Origin of the sequence: Pseudomonas sp. P8_241, assembly GCF_034008315.1 — a bacterium.
Taxonomy (GTDB): Bacteria; Pseudomonadota; Gammaproteobacteria; order Pseudomonadales; family Pseudomonadaceae; genus Aquipseudomonas.
Genome location: NZ_CP125377.1, coordinates 6,150,651 through 6,170,413, shown reverse-complemented (window position 1 = coordinate 6,170,413; position 19,763 = coordinate 6,150,651). Strand labels below are relative to the sequence as shown.

At 59.5% G+C, this 19,763-nt stretch carries 18 protein-coding genes; 11 read left to right on the top strand and 7 right to left on the bottom strand.

The annotated features are described in order from the left end of the window. The first annotated feature begins 78 nt into the window (after window positions 1-78). A complete protein-coding gene (locus QMK58_RS27760; protein ID WP_053163177.1) occupies window positions 79-528 on the top strand; it encodes a c-type cytochrome in 450 nt (149 codons plus the stop codon). 69 nt (window positions 529-597) lie between these two features. Here QMK58_RS27760 and QMK58_RS27755 read toward each other — a convergent pair whose 3' ends face one another. From QMK58_RS27755 to QMK58_RS27740, 4 genes are all read right to left on the bottom strand, one after another. Beyond that, window positions 598-993 carry a DUF1090 domain-containing protein gene (locus QMK58_RS27755; RefSeq protein WP_053163174.1) on the bottom strand — a complete coding sequence of 132 codons (396 nt, stop codon included), beginning with the start codon at window positions 991-993 and terminating at the stop codon, window positions 598-600. Between the two features lie 83 nt (window positions 994-1,076). Next, window positions 1,077-2,756: an NAD-dependent DNA ligase LigB gene (ligB, locus tag QMK58_RS27750; protein WP_320395678.1), complete on the bottom strand. Its 1,680-nt coding sequence runs from the start codon at window positions 2,754-2,756 to the stop codon at window positions 1,077-1,079. Between the two features lie 180 nt (window positions 2,757-2,936). Beyond that, window positions 2,937-4,127 (bottom strand): methionine adenosyltransferase, encoded by a 1,191-nt coding sequence (gene metK / locus QMK58_RS27745; protein WP_008050251.1) that lies wholly within the window; start codon window positions 4,125-4,127, stop codon window positions 2,937-2,939. Between the two features lie 18 nt (window positions 4,128-4,145). Then, window positions 4,146-5,141, bottom strand: coding sequence for an ArsR/SmtB family transcription factor (locus QMK58_RS27740; protein WP_053163168.1), 996 nt, complete (start codon window positions 5,139-5,141; stop codon window positions 4,146-4,148). Between the two features lie 261 nt (window positions 5,142-5,402). On the opposite strand from QMK58_RS27740, the gene tkt reads away from it, so the two are divergent. The 6 genes from tkt to fba all read left to right on the top strand — a co-directional run bounded on the left by tkt (window position 5,403) and on the right by fba (window position 11,750). Next, a complete protein-coding gene (gene tkt, locus QMK58_RS27735) occupies window positions 5,403-7,400 on the top strand; it encodes a transketolase (protein ID WP_053163165.1) in 1,998 nt (665 codons plus the stop codon). Window positions 7,401-7,540: 140 nt separating this feature from the next. Further along, window positions 7,541-8,599, top strand: coding sequence for an erythrose-4-phosphate dehydrogenase (gene epd, locus QMK58_RS27730; RefSeq protein ID WP_320395677.1), 1,059 nt, complete (start codon window positions 7,541-7,543; stop codon window positions 8,597-8,599). 26 nt (window positions 8,600-8,625) lie between these two features. Then, entirely contained in the window at window positions 8,626-9,789 is a 1,164-nt protein-coding gene (locus QMK58_RS27725) for a phosphoglycerate kinase (RefSeq protein ID WP_320395676.1), read from the top strand. A gap of 35 nt (window positions 9,790-9,824) precedes the next feature. Beyond that, window positions 9,825-10,046 (top strand): hypothetical protein, encoded by a 222-nt coding sequence (locus QMK58_RS27720; protein WP_053163159.1) that lies wholly within the window; start codon window positions 9,825-9,827, stop codon window positions 10,044-10,046. A gap of 56 nt (window positions 10,047-10,102) precedes the next feature. Further along, window positions 10,103-10,435 carry an MliC family protein gene (locus QMK58_RS27715; protein ID WP_053163157.1) on the top strand — a complete coding sequence of 111 codons (333 nt, stop codon included), beginning with the start codon at window positions 10,103-10,105 and terminating at the stop codon, window positions 10,433-10,435. A 250-nt stretch (window positions 10,436-10,685) separates the two neighbouring features. After that, on the top strand, window positions 10,686-11,750 hold the full coding sequence (gene fba, locus QMK58_RS27710; RefSeq protein ID WP_053163154.1) for a class II fructose-bisphosphate aldolase: 1,065 nt from the start codon (window positions 10,686-10,688) through the stop codon (window positions 11,748-11,750). A 116-nt stretch (window positions 11,751-11,866) separates the two neighbouring features. Here the strand turns inward: fba and QMK58_RS27705 are convergent, their stop codons facing one another. Then, window positions 11,867-12,535 (bottom strand): polysaccharide lyase family 7 protein, encoded by a 669-nt coding sequence (locus QMK58_RS27705; protein ID WP_053163152.1) that lies wholly within the window; start codon window positions 12,533-12,535, stop codon window positions 11,867-11,869. 324 nt (window positions 12,536-12,859) lie between these two features. On the opposite strand from QMK58_RS27705, the gene QMK58_RS27700 reads away from it, so the two are divergent. From QMK58_RS27700 to QMK58_RS27690, 3 genes are read left to right on the top strand one after another with little or no spacing between them, the layout of a single operon-like run. Next, entirely contained in the window at window positions 12,860-14,983 is a 2,124-nt protein-coding gene (locus QMK58_RS27700) for a putative bifunctional diguanylate cyclase/phosphodiesterase (protein WP_053163151.1), read from the top strand. A 44-nt stretch (window positions 14,984-15,027) separates the two neighbouring features. Continuing rightward, window positions 15,028-15,516 (top strand): M48 family metallopeptidase, encoded by a 489-nt coding sequence (locus QMK58_RS27695; RefSeq protein WP_053163149.1) that lies wholly within the window; start codon window positions 15,028-15,030, stop codon window positions 15,514-15,516. Between the two features lie 43 nt (window positions 15,517-15,559). Beyond that, a complete protein-coding gene (locus QMK58_RS27690; RefSeq protein WP_320395675.1) occupies window positions 15,560-15,859 on the top strand; it encodes a winged helix-turn-helix domain-containing protein in 300 nt (99 codons plus the stop codon). Between the two features lie 123 nt (window positions 15,860-15,982). Here the strand turns inward: QMK58_RS27690 and QMK58_RS27685 are convergent, their stop codons facing one another. Then, window positions 15,983-16,435: a GNAT family N-acetyltransferase gene (locus QMK58_RS27685; protein WP_053163148.1), complete on the bottom strand. Its 453-nt coding sequence runs from the start codon at window positions 16,433-16,435 to the stop codon at window positions 15,983-15,985. A gap of 255 nt (window positions 16,436-16,690) precedes the next feature. Between QMK58_RS27685 and QMK58_RS27680 the strand changes: the two genes are divergently transcribed. Beyond that, on the top strand, window positions 16,691-17,425 hold the full coding sequence (locus tag QMK58_RS27680; protein WP_320395674.1) for a substrate-binding periplasmic protein: 735 nt from the start codon (window positions 16,691-16,693) through the stop codon (window positions 17,423-17,425). A gap of 143 nt (window positions 17,426-17,568) precedes the next feature. On the opposite strand, the gene yccS is transcribed toward QMK58_RS27680, so the two are convergent. Continuing rightward, on the bottom strand, window positions 17,569-19,752 hold the full coding sequence (gene yccS, locus QMK58_RS27675) for a YccS family putative transporter (protein WP_053163143.1): 2,184 nt from the start codon (window positions 19,750-19,752) through the stop codon (window positions 17,569-17,571). Window positions 19,753-19,763: the final 11 nt, after the last annotated feature.

Genomic DNA, 19,763 nt, shown 5'->3' with positions numbered 1-19,763 from the left:
CGTATTGATAATAGGGCTATTGGTCTTTACCGATCAGGCGAGGATACTGGCCGCCGTTTTCCGTGACCTGAAGCCACCATGACTCTTAAAAGACTTTCTGTTGTATTGCTGGTCTGTCTGACCCTGTCCGCCTGTGGCGGGGTCGACCCCAACTCGCCGCTCGGTCAACGCAAGGCCATTTTCAAGCAGATGCTCAAGACCGGTGAAGATCTGGGGGGCATGTTGCGTGGGCGTATTGCGTTCGACGGCCCGAAGTTCGCCGAGGGTGCGGTGAAGCTTGATGCCTTGTCCCATGAACCCTGGAAACATTTTCCGAAGGTGCGCGAAGAAGATCACACCAGCGCCACGAGCGATGTCTGGGAGCAACAGGCTCGCTTTCAGGGAATGGCCCGCGACCTTGAGGCGGCCACCGGTGAATTGGTGATTGCCAGCCAGGTCCAGCCCTACAAGGCCAGCAATCTGGGGCCGGCGGTGCAGAAGGTCGAAGATGCTTGCAGCGCATGTCATAAGGCGTTTCGGGACCATTGAATCAGGAAAGGATCGCAGCCTTCGTCAGCTCCTGCGTAGGCTGCGATCTTTTAATCTCAAACCGAGCGGTTACTTATCCAATTCATCCAGCGCTTCCTGCAATTCCTTGCGGGATTCGGCGAGCTTGTCCTTGCGCTTGTTGATCTTGTCGGGATCGCCTTTTTTCATGGCCTTGTCGAGATCGGCCTGACGCTGGCTGACTTCATGCTTGGCGTCGAGCACCTTGTTTTCCCGTTCTTTTTTCAGCGATGCGTCCGTGCAGTTTGCCTCGACTTCGCTCAGAGCCTTTTCCAGACCGGCCTGTTGGTCGAGATTAGCGTGGGATTTGGCCAGTTCGATCTGGTTGATGATGCCTTGCTTCTTGGCGGCGCATCCGGTCAGCCCCGGTGCTTCTTCATCCGCCATCAGCGGAGTGGCCAGCACGCTGCAAAGGGTCAACAGGGCCAGCGGTGAAAGAAGTTTCATAAAAGCTCCATGTAAGAAAGCAAGCGGGGTGACGATGGCTTGTTTGAGCCGATCGACACCTTGGGGTTCCCGGTGGACGTCGGCTAAAAGCCGTCGATCCCGATGTCACGTAACGTTTCACTCAGAGCCAGCACCTGCGGATCGCGGAAAAAGGCGTTCAATTGCGCCGCGCGCCCCGGTCCGATACCGGCTTCGGCCTGCCACTGTTCGGTGTTTCGTTGTGCCAGTGCCTGCCATGAATCGGCGAGTTTCGCCTGGCCTGTCGGCGGCAATCCCAACGCGTTGAGCCAGCGAGCGAAAGGACGTTGTCGGGCGCTGCTGAAACTGGCAGCAAGACGCATTGCACTGCGTTCGCCGAAACCGTCAATGTTAGCAAGCTCTCGGGCATCAAGGGTCATCCAATCCAGCAGGCTATTCAGGTGACCTGTTGCAAGAAGTTTTTCCCAGGTGCCGGCGCCGACATGGGGCAAGGCCAGGCCTTGTTTGCCGCTAAGCCAGGTCAGGCGCGCAAGAAACTGGCTTTCGCATCCAGGGGTCGGCTGCCAGCAGCTCAACGGATGAAAGTTCTCGGTCTGGGGCACGTTTAATTCAACGCGTTCCGTACTGCGCAAAACGACGTCATCGAGCCTCGGAATCGTCAGGCCGGCAAGGCTGATGGAGACCCGATCGCCCGGGCGAATATCCATCTCCTGCCAGCGTTGCAGGGAGCTGGCGCTGACACGCTTGATTTGCCGATCATCCAGTTTCACCGGTTTGAGCTCCAGCACCGGGGTAATGCGCCCGGTCCGTCCGATCTGGAAGTGAACCTTGCGCACGTCGGCCAGAGCCTGGGCGAACGGGTACTTCCAGGCCACGCCCCAGTAAGGCGGTTTCGCCTGCCAGCGGTCGGCGGACGGACGCTGGCTCTGGCGCAGGACAATGCCGTCACTGGCGAAGGGCAGGGCGGAGCGATACCAGTGGTCGCGCCAGCGTTCGGCGTCGGCCAGTCCATGGATCGGCTGGCTATACGCGACGGTGTCGGGGAAACCCAATTCATTCAATGCAGCCGCTCGTGCTGGCAAGCTCGCCGGGCCTTGGGGCCAGTCCCAGACGAACACACCGATACCGGCAGCCTGTGCATCATTCAACATCTTGCGACCCATCAACCCGGCCACCGTGGCACGGGCATTGAGACTGCCGTCCCGGGCTTGTACGTGTTTGTTCAGGCGCCAATAGATTTCACCTTGTACAAGCAGGTTCAGGGATTGTGATAACTGGTTGGGAATGGCCGGAATCTGCCGTGCGGCCACTGTCCAGTCCAGACCCTTTACGCCGTCGCCGCGACTGATTGCCTGAGCCAGTTGTCCATTACGGTAAATCAGCGTGACCGCCACGCCGTCGATTTTCGGTTGTGCCCAGACATCTACCCGGTCACGCAACCATTTTTCGACAGCACTTGCATCGTGCAGTTTTCCCAGCCCGGTATGGACAATCGGGTGGGAGATTGTCCCGCGAGCCGTGCGTAAAGGATCCGCGGCAGGGCCCAGATTGAAGCATTGGCGCCAACTGCTCAGCCGCGCGTGGGACTGATCATAGAGTTCATCGGCAACCAGTGAGCGACCTTGTCGATGATAGTTGTCGTCCCAGATGTCGATTTGCTGTTGCAGCTTGCCGACTTCATTCAGGGCGCGTTCGGAAGGCCAGTCGGGGCACTCAGTGGCGCTGGCGGTCAGGTGGGCAAAGGTCAGAAGAGCGGAAAAAAGCAGGCGCAGGTCGGGAAGCATCTTGAGCGTCCTTGCTCGGTGAGGTGCGTGAAGGCTAGATCAGTATCAGTTGGTGCAGCGAGGGGGTGTTTTGCTGGGTATTGCCGGTGACAGGACTGGCCGCGCCACGGTGTAAAGCCAACCCCAATAAAAAGCCCCGCAGGGCGCGAACCGTGCGGGGCTTTTGGGTGCAGCAGGAAGTTACAGGCCGGCAGCGGAGCGCAGGGCGTCGGCGCGGTCGGTTTTCTCCCATGTGAACGTGGTGAAAGTGTCGTCACCAACGGTCTTGGTTGCCGGGGTGCGACCGAAGTGGCCGTACGCTGCGGTTTCCTGGTACATCGGGTGCAGCAGGTCGAGCATGGTGGTGATCGCGTATGGACGCAGGTCGAACACTTCGCGGACCAGTTTGACGATCTTGTCGTCGCTGATCTTGCCGGTGCCGAAGGTGTTCAGCGAGATCGACGTCGGCTGGGCAACACCGATGGCGTAGGACACCTGAATCTCGCAACGCTCAGCCAGGCCGGCAGCTACGATGTTCTTGGCCACGTAACGCCCGGCGTAGGCTGCCGAACGGTCAACCTTCGATGGATCCTTGCCGGAGAATGCGCCGCCGCCGTGACGGGCCATGCCGCCGTAGCTGTCGACGATGATCTTGCGACCGGTCAGACCGCAGTCACCCACTGGGCCGCCAATGATGAACTGGCCGGTCGGGTTGATGTGGAACTGGGTGTCCTTGGACAGCAGTTCGGCAGGCAGCACGTGCTTGACGATCAGCTCCATCACGCCTTCGCGCAGGTCGTTGTACGACACTTCAGGGTTGTGCTGGGTCGACAGAACGACGGCGTCGATACCGACAACCTTGCCGTTTTCGTAACGGCAGGTTACTTGCGACTTGGCGTCCGGACGCAGCCAAGGCAGCAGGCCGGATTTACGGGCTTCAGCTTGCCTTTGTACAAGCTGGTGCGAGAAGGTGATCGGTGCAGGCATCAGCACGTCGGTTTCATTGCTGGCGTAGCCGAACATCAGGCCCTGGTCGCCGGCGCCCTGATCTTCAGGCTTGGCACGGTCGACACCCTGGTTGATGTCCGGGGACTGCTTGCCGATGATGTTCATCACGCCGCAGGTCGCGCCGTCGAAGCCAACGTCGGAGCTGGTGTAGCCGATGTTGGTGATCACGTCACGAACGATCTGCTCCAGGTCAACCCAGGCCGAAGTGGTAACTTCGCCGGCGATGATCGCCACGCCCGTTTTCACCAGAGTCTCGCACGCCACACGGGCGAACTTGTCTTCAGCAATGATGGCGTCCAGCACCGCATCAGAAATCTGGTCGGCGATTTTGTCCGGATGCCCTTCAGACACGGACTCGGAGGTGAAAAGGGAGTATTCGCTCATCTCGATGTTTTCCTGAAATTACCGATGGTGAGTGTCGCCAGCCGGCCGCTGAAAGTTACGGACCTGGATCTGGAAACCATTACGTAAGCCTACATAGAGGCTTTCCCCGGGAACGAGTCCCGCAGCGGTGGCCCAACGGGCCAGATCGTCCTGTTCAAACCCCAACCAGAGATCACCGCAGGCCTCCTTGGCCCAACTCTGGTTGTGGCTACATAACTCTGTCACTAACAGGCTACCGCCTGGTTGCAGCAAGTGGGCCATGTGCTTGAGCGCATCGGCCGGTGCGGCAAAGTGGTGCAGCACCATGTTCAGTACCACGCAATCGGCCTTGAGAGAGACGCCGTTCAAGGCGTCGGCCAGTTGCAGGCTGACGTTAGTCAGCTTGTCGCGTTCGCAGACCTGGCGCGCCAGTTCGAGCATCGCGGTGCTGTTGTCCAGCGCCGTGACCTCGGTGAAGCGGCGCGCCAGTTCCGGCAGAAATGCGCCGTCTCCGGGGCCGACTTCAATGGCTGTGGCGCCTTGACCGAAGCTCAACTTGTCGAGCAGGGCCACCACGCTGTCGCGGTACTGCGGCAGGCCGGCGATCAGGTCTTGCTGGGCGCGAAACTTCTCCGCGACCCGTGAAAAAAAGTCCTGGCTGGCCGCTGCGCGTTGCCCATGGACCTGTGCGATGCGCCCCAGTACGTCAGCCGGCAGCGTCAGATTGTCCACTTCGTCGAGCAGCGCGGCGTGCAGTTTGCCGCCCAGCAGTTCGGTGTGAGGCAGGGCGCGACGGTAGAAAATCGCGTTGCCCTCACGGCGGGTCGCCACCAGGTCGGCCTGGGCCAGGACCTTGAGGTGGTGGCTCATGCCCGACTGGCCAATGCCGAAAATCTGCGCCAGTTCCAGCACGCCGAACGAGTCGTTGGCCAATGCGCGCAAGACATTCAACCGCAGAGGATCGCCGCCAGCCTTGCACAGGGCCGCCAGCTCATCGCAATCGTCATGTTGAATGGAGGGCACGCGTAAGTTCATAGGGCCGGCAGTCTAGTCATGGGTCGAAAGCATCGCAAGGGCAATATCAAAAAGTTTTGATATTGCACGATAGATGGCACTTCCAGGCGTTAGCTTCAGTCAACAAACGGACGGCGGAAAGGATTCACCAACCGAAACCGCCGTTATCCGTTGGAAAAACGCCTTCAGATGACTATCTGTCATTGCCCCGAGGCGTCCGGGTGAGGGAAAATGCTCGCCTTTTTTCCGATTCGTTTTAATCAAGCCCCCAGGAGAACAGCGATGCCTAGCCGTCGTGAGCGTGCCAACGCCATTCGTGCCCTCAGCATGGATGCCGTGCAAAAAGCCAACAGCGGCCATCCGGGTGCCCCCATGGGTATGGCGGATATCGCCGAGGTACTTTGGCGCGACTACCTCAAGCACAACCCGAGCAATCCATCCTTCGCCGACCGTGACCGCTTCGTGCTGTCCAACGGTCACGGCTCGATGTTGATCTACTCGCTGCTGCACCTGACTGGCTACGACCTGTCGATCGAAGACCTGAAGCAGTTCCGTCAGCTGCACAGCCGCACCCCGGGTCACCCGGAACTTGGCTACACCCCGGGTGTTGAGACCACCACCGGTCCATTGGGCCAGGGCTTGGCCAACGCCGTGGGCTTTGCCCTGGCTGAAAAAGTCCTGGCGGCGCAGTTCAACCGCCCAGGCCACAACATCGTCGATCACCACACCTATGTGTTCCTGGGTGATGGCTGCATGATGGAAGGCATCTCCCATGAAGTCGCTTCCCTGGCCGGTACCCTGGGCCTGGGCAAGCTGATTGCCTTCTACGATGACAACGGCATCTCCATCGACGGCGAAGTCGAAGGCTGGTTCACCGATGACACGCCGAAGCGCTTCGAATCCTACAACTGGCAAGTGATCCGCAATGTCGACGGTCACGATCCGGAAGAGATCAAGACCGCGATCGATACGGCCCGCAAAAGCGAGCAGCCGACCCTGATCTGCTGCAAGACCACCATCGGCTTCGGTTCGCCGAACAAGCAAGGCAAGGAAGACTGCCACGGCGCCCCGCTGGGTGACGCGGAAATCGCCCTGACCCGTGCGGCGCTGAAGTGGAACCACGGCCCGTTCGAAATTCCGGCCGACATCTATGCCGAGTGGGATGCCAAGGAAGCAGGTAAAGCTGCCGAAGCCGAGTGGGACCAGCGTTTCGCGGCCTACTCCGCAGCATTCCCGACCGAAGCCAACGAACTGGTTCGTCGTCTGAGCGGCGAACTGCCGGCTGATTTCAGCGAAAAAGCCTCGGCCTACATCGCTGAAGTCGCTGCCAAAGGCGAAACCATTGCCAGCCGTAAAGCCAGTCAGAACGCGCTGAATGCATTCGGCCCGTTGCTGCCTGAGTTCCTCGGCGGTTCGGCTGACCTGGCCGGCTCCAACCTGACCCTGTGGAAAGGCTGCAAAGGCGTGACTGCCGAAGACGCCAGTGGCAACTACATGTATTACGGCGTGCGCGAATTCGGCATGACCGCGATCATGAACGGCGTTGCCCTGCACGGCGGCCTGGTGCCTTACGGCGCGACCTTCCTGATGTTCATGGAATACGCCCGCAACGCAGTGCGCATGTCCGCTCTGATGAAGCAGCGTGTGATCCACGTCTACACCCACGACTCCATCGGTCTGGGCGAAGACGGCCCGACTCACCAGCCAATCGAGCAACTGGCCAGCCTGCGCTGCACGCCGAACCTCGACACCTGGCGTCCAGCCGATGCTGTTGAATCGGCCGTGAGCTGGAAATACGCACTGGAGCGCAAGGACGGTCCTTCGGCCCTGATCTTCTCGCGTCAGAACCTGCAGCACCAAACCCGTGATGCCGGCCAGATCGCCGACATCAGCCGTGGTGGTTATGTGCTGAAAGACTGCGCTGGTGAGCCAGAGCTGATCCTGATCGCCACCGGTTCGGAAGTGGGTCTGGCCGTTCAGGCCTTCGACAAACTGACCGAGCAGGGCCGCAAGGTTCGCGTGGTTTCCATGCCATGCACCAGCGTCTTCGATGCCCAGGACGCCGGCTACAAGCAATCGGTTCTGCCGTTGCAGGTCAGCGCCCGTATCGCCATCGAGGCTGCTCACGCAGACTACTGGTACAAGTACGTGGGCCTGGAAGGCCGCGTGATCGGCATGACCACCTACGGCGAGTCGGCGCCTGCGCCTGCCTTGTTCGAAGAGTTCGGTTTCACCCTGGAAAACATCCTGGGTCAGGCTGAAGAGTTGCTGGAAGACTAAGCAACAACGGCATCTGCGATACCCTGTAGGAGCTGCCGAAGGCTGCGATCCTTTGATCTTGATCTTTAAAGATCGCAGCCTCGTTTCACTCGACAGCTCCTACAGGGGTTGTGTTGTTAGCGAATACTATCGAGAACCCCATGCCTCAACCGCGTCCTTACAAAGTTGCACTCAACGGCTACGGCCGGATTGGTCGTTGCGTCTTGCGTGCGTTGTTCGAGCGAGGCGACAAGGCCGGGTTTGAAATTGTCGCGATCAACGATCTGGCGGACATGGCCAGCATCGAATACCTGACACGCTTTGACTCCACTCACGGGCGTTTTCCCGGCGAAGTGAGAGTGGATGGCGATTGTCTGCATATCAATGGCGACTGCGTGAAGGTCCTGCGCAGTGCCACCCCCGAAGGCATCGATTGGACGTCCCTGGGCGTTGATCTGGTGCTGGAGTGCTCCGGCGCTTATAACACGCGCGAAGACGGCCAGCGGTTCCTCGACGCCGGCGCCCCGCGCGTGCTGTTTTCCCAGCCGATGGCCAGCGAGACCGATGTCGACGCCACCATCGTCTACGGCGTGAACCAGGACTGCCTGACCGGCGACGAACTGCTGGTGTCCAACGCGTCCTGCACCACCAACTGCGGCGTGCCGTTGTTGCGTCTGCTGAACCAGGCGATCGGTCTGGATTACGTGTCGATCACCACGATTCACTCGGCGATGAACGATCAGCCGGTCATCGATGCCTATCACCACGAAGACCTGCGCCGCACCCGTTCGGCGTTCCAGTCGGTGATCCCGGTGTCCACCGGTCTGGCGCGCGGCATCGAACGCCTGTTGCCGGAACTTGCCGGGCGAATTCAGGCCAAAGCCGTGCGGGTGCCGACGGTTAACGTGTCCTGCCTCGACATTACGATGCAGACCGCCACCGCGACCGACGCCTGCGAAGTCAACCGGATCCTGCGCGAAGCCGCCACCAGCGGACCGCTCAAAGGCCTGCTGGCCTACACCGAGCTACCTCACGCAAGCTGTGATTTCAACCATGACCCACATTCGGCGATCGTCGATGCCAGTCAGACCCGCGTTTCCGGCCCTCGGCTGGTGAACATCCTGGCCTGGTTCGACAACGAATGGGGTTTTGCCAACCGAATGCTGGACGTTGCAGAGCACTATCTGCAAACAGCGACTTCAAAAAAACCTGCTCTCTAAGATCAGCTACTCAGGAAATGCGACCCATGACCGTGTTGAAGATGTCCGACCTCGATCTGCAAGGTAAGCGCGTATTGATCCGCGAAGACCTCAACGTCCCAGTCAAGGACGGTGTTGTCACCAGCGATGCGCGTATCCTGGCCTCGCTGCCGACCATCAAGCTGGCCCTGGAAAAAGGCGCGGCCGTGATGGTCTGCTCGCACCTTGGCCGACCGACCGAAGGCGAGTTCTCGGCCGAGAACAGCCTCAAGCCAGTCGCCGACTATCTGAGCAAGGCGCTGGGCCGTGAAGTGCCACTGGTCGCTGACTACCTGGGCGGTGTTGACGTCAAGGCCGGCGACATCGTGCTGTTCGAAAACGTGCGCTTCAACAAAGGCGAGAAAAAGAACGCCGACGAACTGGCCCAGCAATACGCAGCCCTGTGCGACGTGTTCGTGATGGACGCCTTCGGCACCGCTCACCGTGCCGAGGGTTCGACCCACGGCGTGGCCAAGTTCGCCAAAGTTGCTGCTGCCGGCCCGTTGCTGGCCGCTGAACTGGATGCACTGGGCAAAGCCCTGGGCGCTCCGGCCCAGCCAATGGCGGCCATCGTCGCCGGTTCCAAGGTGTCGACCAAACTCGACGTGCTGAACAGCCTGAGCCAGATCTGCAACCAGTTGATCGTGGGCGGCGGTATTGCCAACACCTTTCTGGCCGCTGCCGGTCACCCGGTCGGCAAATCCCTGTACGAGCCGGACCTGCTGGACACCGCTCGCGCCATCGCCGCCAAGGTCAGCGTACCGCTGCCAGTCGACGTAGTGGTTGCCAAGGAATTCGCTGAAAGCGCGACGGCCACCGTGAAGCTGATCGCTGACGTCGCGGCTGACGACATGATCCTGGACATCGGCCCGCAGACCGCGGCGAATTTCGCCGAGTTGCTGAAGTCGTCGCAAACCATTCTGTGGAATGGTCCGGTCGGCGTGTTCGAGTTCGATCAATTCGGTAACGGCACCAAAGTTTTGGCCCAGGCGATCGCCGACAGCGCAGCGTTCTCCATCGCTGGCGGCGGCGACACACTGGCCGCCATCGACAAATATGGCGTTGCCGCGCAAATCTCCTACATTTCTACCGGCGGCGGTGCGTTCCTCGAATTCGTTGAAGGCAAAGTGTTGCCAGCCGTTGAAGTCCTGGAAAGCCGGGCCAAGGCCTGAGGGTCGCCCGTTTGACCAGGCAAGGGAGTGTTGAAATGGTCAAGACGCTAGCGCTGTTGATTGTCGCAGGTTCACTGGTGGCTTGCGGGAGTAACCCGAAAGCCACAGCGGAACCTGCGCCATCCGCGCCGGAAAAAAGCTGCTACCAGGCCGACTGGCAAGCGGAAACCAACCCGGTGCTCAACAAGCGTTCCGGACCTGATGGCCTGGACAAATACGAGACACAGACCCCCGCCAAGGAACATGGCTGCCCTTGACGGGTCTGACTCTTTACTCAGGGCCGGCGGCGTGTGCCATCGGTCGAGGGACATGGATGAAAGGTTTTATCGCCGTTACGGCACTGGCATTGCTGGCAGGGTGCGCCTATCTGAATCCGTTCCAGTCGTCCGCCCCCGTGGATAACTGGACGGCCTGGACCTGCGACAGCCAGGCCAAAGTGCTGTGGCGCTTCACCGATGACAGCCGCAAAGAAGTCGACGTGCGCCTGGGCGGTGCCGATCAGGTTTATCGCTTGAAAGAGGAACCGGGTGCGTCGGGCTCGCTGTACAGCAACGACATGCTGGCGTTTCACATGAAAGGTGAGGAAGGCCTGGTTTACTGGGTTGCCACCAATGATTTGATTGGCCGCGGCTGCAAGGCGCAATAAACAGACTATGCCGTACCTGTAGGAGCGAGCCTGCTCGCGATGGTCGTTAACGATAACGCGGGGTGCCTGAATGCCCGCGTTGTCTGGGCCACCATCGCGAGCAGGCTCGCTCCTACAGAGGGCAGTGACCAGATGCAGCACTGAATTCGCAGGTACGGGCTCAACCCCCGATCTGCAATAACTTGAATAGCCGCCGCCGCTCCGGCAGGCTGGCACGATTAACGACCCTCAACCGGGAGAGATACACAAAATGGCACTTATCAGCATGCGCCAGATGCTGGACCACGCAGCCGAGTTCGGCTACGGCGTTCCAGCCTTCAACGTCAACAACCTTGAGCAGATGCGCGCCATCATGGAAGCCGCTGACAAGACTGACTCCCCGGTGATCGTCCAGGCTTCGGCCGGTGCTCGCAAATACGCCGGTGCACCGTTCCTGCGTCACTTGATCCTGGCCGCCATCGAAGAATTCCCGCACATCCCGGTGTGCATGCACCAGGACCACGGCACCAGCCCTGACGTCTGCCAGCGCTCCATTCAACTGGGCTTCAGCTCGGTCATGATGGACGGTTCCCTGGGTGAAGACGGCAAGACCCCGACCGACTACGACTACAACGTCCGTGTGACCCAACAAACTGTAGCCTTGGCTCACGCCTGCGGCGTTTCGGTAGAAGGCGAGCTGGGTTGCCTGGGTTCGCTGGAAACCGGCATGGCCGGTGAAGAAGACGGCATCGGCGCCGAAGGCGTTCTGGATCACAGTCAGATGCTGACCGACCCGGAAGAAGCCGCTGACTTCGTAAAACGCACTCAGGTCGATGCCCTGGCCATCGCCATCGGCACCAGCCACGGCGCCTACAAGTTCACCAAGCCGCCTACCGGCGACGTGCTGGCCATCGACCGCATCAAGGAAATCCACAAGCGCATTCCGAACACTCACCTGGTGATGCACGGTTCGTCTTCGGTTCCGCAAGAGTGGCTGGCGATCATCAACCAGTACGGCGGCGACATCAAAGAAACCTACGGCGTACCGGTTGAAGAAATCGTTGAAGGCATCAAGCACGGCGTGCGCAAGGTCAACATCGACACCGACCTGCGCCTGGCGTCCACCGGCGCCATGCGTCGCCTGATGGCCACCAACCCGAGCGAGTTCGACCCACGTAAATTCTTCGGCGCCACCGTTACCGCCATGCGTGACGTGTGCATCGCGCGCTACGAAGCCTTCGGCACTGCCGGCAACGCTTCGAAGATCAAGGCGATCTCGCTGGAAGGCATGTATCAGCGTTACCTGAAAGGTGAGCTGAACGCCAAGGTCAACTAAGCCTTAGTGTTTGAGTCGCATACAAACCCGCCGAGAGGCGGGTTTTTTTTATTGAAATCCAATGATCGCAGCCTGCGGTTTGAATACCTGTAGGAGCTGCCGAAGCCTGCGATTTTCTACTTGTCGTGATCAATATCCAGCTTGCTGAACGTCACCTTCCCGCCCTCGCTGGTGTAGCCGGTGTTGTCCTGTACATACACCCCGGCTTTGAAATACAGCGGTTTGTCGCGCCAGGTCGCGCTTATGTTGGTGTCCCACTGGTAGCCTGCCGCACTGATGCCCAACGCGCCGCCGGGGCTCAGGTGAATGAGGTAGGAGAATTCGCGGTCGAGTTTGACCCCGGTGGCAATGGTGATCACCCGGCCTGTGTCATCGGTAGGGTGCATGCGTACCTTCGCGACGATGTTGCCGGTCTGGGTTTTGGTCTTGTACTGATACTCCACTTTCACCATGGGTTTTTGGCTTTCGTACGCATGGATTTGACCAATGACGATTTTCCCTGAACTCGGCACCTGGTTGACCGCCAGGGTGGCGCGCAAGGTGTTGTCGGCGTCGGGGTAATACCAATTGCGCAAGGTGCCATTGCTGTAGGTTTCGCGTAGTTCGGTACGCGGATAGATCGCATTTTCGGTGCGAGAACCGGTCACCGGGGTCCAGAAAAACAGGGTGCCGGTGTCGGAATGGAAGTATTGATCCTTGAAGCCGTCCACCAGTCTGGAGGTTTGTACGGTGTACGGCGGGCTGCCAACAGGAACGCTGAGGTTCCAGGTTGCGAGGTCGATCATGTCGGTTCTTCCATTTGATTCATGCTGCACGCACGTGCCAGAAGCTCTAGCCCGCGCCTTTTGGGGCGGTCTTTATAATCGTGGAGGGGTGGTTTGTTAACGCCCGTCTGGCAGATGGTTGACGCCAACATCCTGTCGTATTGCCATCTGTCCCGGTTTTAGCGGCCTGCAGGTGTGACCGTTAGTCGGCGAATTAACCCTTTGGTTAGATGATGGCGCACTGACACCTACTGCTTTATTGGATCCAGGTCTAGAGTAATGGCTTAGTAAATGTCCGGTTTTCACGAGACACCGGCCTGACTCCCCCGCAGAAAGAGAAGCAGCATGGAATGCGCGCAACCCACGCCGGATGAAAGCCGCTCAACATTATTGATAGTCGATGACTACCCTGAAAATCTGATCAGCATGCGCGCCTTGCTGCAGCGTCAGGATTGGCAGGTCATTACCGCTGCGTCGGGTTTCGAGGCGCTGGGCCTGTTACTTGAATACGATGTCGACCTGGTGCTGCTGGATGTGCAGATGCCAGGCATGGACGGACTTGAAGTGGCCCGTCTCATGCGCGGAAGCCAGCGGACTCGCCTCACGCCGATTATCTTCCTGACGGCCAATGAGCAGTCCCAGGACGCGGTGATCAAGGGCTACGCCAGCGGCGCCGTGGATTATCTGTTCAAGCCCTTCGACCCACAGATCCTCAAGCCCAAGGTTCAGGCGCTGCTTGAGCATCAGCGCAATCGCCGACAATTACAGCGCCTTAGTCAGGCCCTGGAGCGCGCTCGGGCTTTTAATGCGTCGGTGCTGGACAACGCCGCCGAAGGGATCCTGGTAGTGGGCGAGGACGGTGTCATTCGCTTCGCCAACCCGGCGATTTCGCGGCTGCTCAACGCGACGGTGCAGGAACTGCAAGGCGAAGAATTTCTCGATTACCTGCAAAAACCACATTTTTCAGTCTGGGCCGAATCCGATTTTTTCGCCTGTTACAAACGGGGCGAAACCCTGCGTCTGCACGATGCCGTATTACGTACGGCGCCCGGACAGCAGTTGCCGGTCGCGTTGTCCTGCGCGCCACTGCCCTCGGAGCAGCCGTCGATGGTGGTGACCGTGCTGGACATGTCGGTGGTGCGCCATCTGCATCAGCAACTGGAGTTCCAGGCCGTCACTGACCCACTCACCGGTTTGCTCAATCGCCGGGGCTTTTACCAGACCGTGGAAAACCTGTTGCTGCGGGGCGAGCGTTCCGATAGCGCTTGGGTCTTGCTGTATCTGGATCTCGACGGTTTCAAGCGTGTCAACGATTCCCTGGGGCACGACGCCGGCGATCGTGTGTTGCGTTGGGTGTCCGAACAGTTGAAATCCTGCCTACGGCCCTTTGACATTCTGGCCCGCATGGGCGGAGACGAGTTTACGGCGTTTCTGGATCTGGAGTTTCCCGAGCAAGCGGCCAAGATTGCAGAGAAGCTCATCGAACGAGTATCGATCTGTCAGCAAATTGACGGGCTCGATATCGCCCTGGGGGCCAGCATCGGGATTGCCACATTTCCCGATTGCGGTGCCAACCTTGATGGGCTGCTGCGGGCCGCTGACATCGCCATGTATGAAGCCAAGCGTGCCGGGCGTCAGCAATATCGATTCTACGATCATGAGATGAACGGACGGGCACGCTCGCGCCTGATGCTCGAAGACAGCGTGCGCAGCGCCATCGACAATCGGGATTTCAATCTGGTGTATCAGCCTCAGGTGGCGATCGCCGACGGGCGGATTCGCGGATTCGAGGCCTTGCTGCGCTGGCAGCATCCGAGTGTTGGTGATGTGCCGCCGGGGCTGTTTTTACCCTTGCTGGAAGAAGCGCGGCTGATCAGTCGTCTGGGCAGCTGGATCTACCATCGCAGCGCCGGACAACGCAAAGCCTGGGAAACGTTGTTTACCGAGGACCTGGTCCTGGGCATCAGTTTGAGCAGCACGCAATTCGGCATGCCCAATCTGGCCACCGAACTGCGTCAGGTGCTTGAGCGTCATGGCTTGCAACCGCGTCATCTGGAAGTCGAAGTCACGGAAGAAGCCTTGATGCATAACCCCGAAGAAACCCGCAAACAACTGCGCCTGCTGCGCGATCTCGGGGTGCGGGTGGCGTTGGATGATTTCGGTTGCGGGTCCTGCTCGCTGTCGCATCTGCGCGACCTTGAACTGGACACGCTCAAGCTGGACCGCCACTTGATCGCCCGGCTGCCGGAATCCGTACGCGATGCGGCATTGGTGCGCAGTGTGATCGATCTGTGCAAACAGTTCGGCATGCTGGTGATTGCCGAAGGCGTGGAAACGGTCGCGCAATATGACTGGCTGCGAGCCAATGGCTGCGAGTATGTGCAAGGGTTTCTGGTTGCGCGGCCCATGACAGCCGAAGACTCTGGCGAATTTGTGCAGCCATTCGACTGGAGCGCGCTGAGCCGCTGAATTCGCTACACTGGCGACCTTTCAGTGACTCTAATGCCGCCCCGATGACCGTGTTGAAATACCTCCAGGCCTATCCCGCCAACTTGCAGGATCAGGTGCGACAGCTGATCGCCGACGCCCGGCTGGGCGATTACCTGAGCCAGCGTTACCCGGAAAAACACGCGGTGCAGAGCGACAAGGCGCTGTACACGTATGCGCTGGATCTCAAACAGGAGTACCTGCGCAATGCTCCGTCCATCGACAAAGTGTTGTTCGACAACCGCCTGGATCTGACTCACCGCGCGTTGGGCCTGCACACCACGATTTCCCGTGTGCAGGGCGGCAAGCTCAAGGCCAAGAAGGAAATCCGCATCGCGTCGCTGTTCAAGGACGCGCCGTCCGAGTTCCTGAAAATGATCGTGGTGCATGAACTGGCGCACTTCAAGGAGTCGGACCACAACAAGGCGTTCTACAAGTTGTGTGAACACATGTTGCCGGGGTATCACCAGGTCGAATTTGATGTGCGGGTGTACCTGACGTGGCGGGACCTGTAGGAGCTACCGCAGGCGGCGATCTTTGACATTGAAAGGACTGAACGTGACGGACGTAAGCAAAACCAAAAGCAGCTTTTATCGCCGATTGTACGTGGCGTACCTGATCGACAGTGGACTGGCCAGTAGCGTACCGGCACTGATCGAAGCGACCGGCATGCCCCGGCGCACGGCTCAGGACACCATCGTGGCGTTGGCGGATCTGGATATCGTTTGCGAATTCAAGCAGGAAGAGGGCGCTCGCAACCATGCGGGGTGTTATCTGATCCGCGATTGGGGGGCGATTGACTCAGGCTGGATCGAACGTCATCTGCGGGAGATCAAGGCGGTGTTGGAGTATCCCTGAGATTTGCGTTGCCTGTGCTGACGCCTTCGCGAGCAAGCTCGCTCCTACAGTAATCGCGGTTGGATCAAAATTTTTCAATCCAATCGGTACCCTGTGAGAGCTGGCTTGCCAGCGATGGGGCCGTCAGGAACGACGCATTCCAATATGTGGAATACCGTCCTCGTCAAACTCCTCACCGGCCACAACAAATCCGTACCGCCCGTAATACCCCTGCAAATGCGTCTGGGCCGAAAGGTAGATTGGTGTCTGCGGCCAGCGTTCTTCAATCTGCTTCAACGCCTGGTCCATCAACGTATGTCCAAGCCCGGCGCCGCGTGCGTGCGGGGCGATGATCACCCGGCCGATCACGACGTCCCCGCCTTGCAGCTCAGGGTCAAGCAAGCGCAGATAGGCCACCAGTTGATTGCCGTCCCAAGCCATCAGGTGGCACGTGTCACCTTCCAGGTCCTGGCCATCCACGTCCTGATAAGCGCACTGCTGCTCGACGACGAACACCTCGGCGCGCAGCTGCAAAATGGCATACAGCTGTTCCTTTCCCAGATCGCTGTGATGTTTGCAGATCCAATCGACTGTCATTTTTTTACTCCCTGAAAACGTCGTTCCGATACTAAGCGCACTGGCGGCAGAAGTCTTTATGGCGGAGGAATCTGTGATAAAGGCCAAAATGCCATCATTCAATTGTCGCAGCGCAGACTTCTTTGTGTAATCTGCAATGAAGGGCTTTGCAGTGGTTCGATGAGCTAAAGATGAGTACCCGGGGCATGCCGGAACGGGCCTTGGGGTTTTGGCTGAAAACAAGACGGGTAAACCGCCCACTAAGGATTTTCTGGCATGCCGCGATTGCATCGAGCCGTTGCCTTGATTGGATTGTTGCTGGTTCAAAGTGCGGCAGCAGAAAGGTTGCGCCTGATCGCTGATGCCTGGCCGCCCTTTACCGATGCCACGCTCGTCAATGGTGGCCTGGCCACGGATATCGTCAGCACGGCATTGGCCAGGGCCGGTTATGCCAGTGAGTTTGAACAGGTGCCTTGGGCAAGGGCGCTGATGGGATTGGGTGACGGGCGCTACGATGTGCTGGTCAACGCCTGGTACAACGATGAGCGCAGGAAGATTGGCCAGTTTTCCGGCGAGTACTTGCTCAACCGCGTGCGCTTTATCAAACGCAAAGACGCGCCGATTGAATACAACGATTTGCAGCAGATGCACACTTACCTGATCGCTGTCGTGCGCGGTTATGCTTATTCGCCGGCGTTCGATGAAGACGAATCGATGCAGAAAGTTCCGGTGCACAGCTTTGCCATGGCAGTGCGCATGCTGGCTGCCGACCGGGTCAAGCTGACCCTTGAAGACGAGTACGTCGCGCGTTATTACCTGGCGCGCGAATCACCCAAAGTACGCAATGCCGTGGAGTTCCTCCCCAAGCCGTTGAGCGAGAACAGCCTGCACATCCTGGTCAGCCTGAAGAACCCCAGGCACCAGCAGATCGTCGCCGGTTTTGACCGGGAGATAGCGGCAATGAAGGCGGATGGAAGTTATGCCAAATTGATGAGGCAGCATGGGATGTGAGTAGGCGGATCCAGAATTGCCGGCCTCATCGCGGGCAGGCCCGCTCCCACAGTGGGCGAAGGTGAACGCAAAACGTGTGACCACCAGATAACCCTGTGGGAGCTGGCTTGGCAGCGATTGCGTCGGTCCGGACAGCGAAAATCTCAATCCTCACTGGTGTCCTTGATCAGGTGCGCCGCCAATGTCCGCAGCGGCCCAAGCTGCCGGCAGATCAACGCCAGTTGAGTCTGCACCAATCGCTGGCCTTCATCGATTTCATCGGGCATTTGTTCCAGCTCGTTGGCCAGCGCTTCCTCTTCATCGCTCTGAATCGCAATCGCGGATTTGCTCGCCAGGCCCTGCGCGATCTCGTCGATACTGGCGGCCAGCTTCACGCCGGCGCCTTCGATCAAGTGCTCGCGCACGTCCGCCGGCAGCGGGGTTTCGCGGTGAGCGCCCAGGCCTGACAGGTAACTGAGCAGCGTGTGCGACAGCACCAGGAAACGAAAGCCCACGTCCGCCTCCTTACGGAAATGCCCTGGCTCCATCAGCATATTGGCCAAGGTGGTCGACAGCGCCGCATCGGCGTTGTGCGCGTTGCGGCGCGCCAGGCGATAGGCCAGGTCGTCACTTTTGCCGGCGGCGTATTGCTGCATGATCTGGCGCAGGTAAATGCTGTTGCAGGTCAGGGTGTTGGCCAGCACTTTGTTCAGGCGTCGACCCTGCCAGTCCGGCAGGAACAGGAACACCGCCAGCCCGGCGATCAGACTGCCGAGCAAGGTGTCGAACAGCCGCGGCAGGAACAGACCGTAACCATCGCCAACCTGATTGAAGCAGAACAGCACCATCAACGTAATCGCCGCTGTCGCCAAGGTGTAACGGGTGGTGCGGTTGGTAAAGAAGACGATCCCGGCGGCGATAGCAAAGCACGACTGGATCAGCGGGTTGGGAAACAGGTCGAATAGCGCCCAGGCCAGAGTCAGGCCGATGGCGGTGCCGATGATTCGCTGACCCAGTTTGCGCCGGGTCGCGCCGTAGTTCGGCTGGCAGACAAAAAGCGTGGTGAGAATGATCCAGTAACCCTGGGACGGGTGGATCAAGTGCACCATGGCGTAGCCGATGCTCAAGGCCAGGGGCAATCGCAGGGCATGACGGAACAGCAGCGAAGTCGGCGTCAGCTGCGTGCGCAAACGCAGCCATACATCCTTGAGGTTGCGGGGTGAGCGGTCGAGCAGGCTGCTGTCGGTGGCATCGGCCAGGGCATCGGGGTTGCTGGCGTCGCTGAGCAAACGGTCGAGGGTGCCAAGGTTCGCTGTCAGTGCCCGCAACGAGCGTAGCAAACCACGCCAGGCCGGGTTGCTCTGGATGCGCAGGTGTTCGAGGGAGGCATCCAGATCGCTCAACGCTTCGGCGAAGCTGGCGTCGTAGATGAACGGCTGGCGCATCTGGATCGACTCAGCCAGGGCCCGGCAAGCCTTGCCCTGCTGGCGCAGCAGGCGCTGACAGCGGAACAGCACGTCGCTGTGAAAAAACGCTTCGGCCAAGGCGTTGTAAGGATAGTGCGAGGAACTGGCCCGCTCGTGGATGTCCTGGGCGAGGAAATAGAGTTTGAGGTAGCGGCTGACTTTCGAGCCCGGCCGACCATTGCCGACCCGGTGCAGAATGATTTCCTTGGCGGCGTTCAGTGCGGCGACAACACGGCCATTCTGCTGGGCCAGTTCCAGACGTCGTGCTTGCACGTCCATCTGCCGGATCGGCTCGAACAACGACGATTTCAGCTTCAGGTAAAAACCCAGCTCCCGAAACAATCGCGCCAGGCTCTGCTGTACCGGTTGATTGGAAAACAGCGCCTGCCACAGCACCGACAGCAGGCCATACCACGCGGCGCCGGCCACCAATAGCACCGGCTCGTGCCAGAAATCGGTGACCGCACCGCCACGCTGGTCCACGCCGATCATGGTGTAGACCGACAGAATCAGCGTCGCCGAGGCAATCGCGCCATAGCGTTCGCCCAAGGCACCGAGCATGGTCAGGCAGAACGCGGCGAGGGCGAAAGCGATGATGAAGAGGTAGGGATAGGGGAACAGAAGTTCGACGGACAGGGCGGCAACGGCGAAACACACCAGGGTTACCGCCAACGCGTTGAGGCGGCCCTGCCAACTGTCGTCGGTCTCGGCGAGGGCGCTGGCGATAATCCCCAGGAACAACGGGATCAATAGCCCCATTTCATCCTGATACCAGCACAGCGCCATGGTGCCGGTCAGGGCGATGAACACCCGCACGCTGTAGCTGAATTTATCCAGCGCCCACAGGCGCCGCAGAGACTGACGGAGCGAAGTCGATGACATGAAGTGCGAAG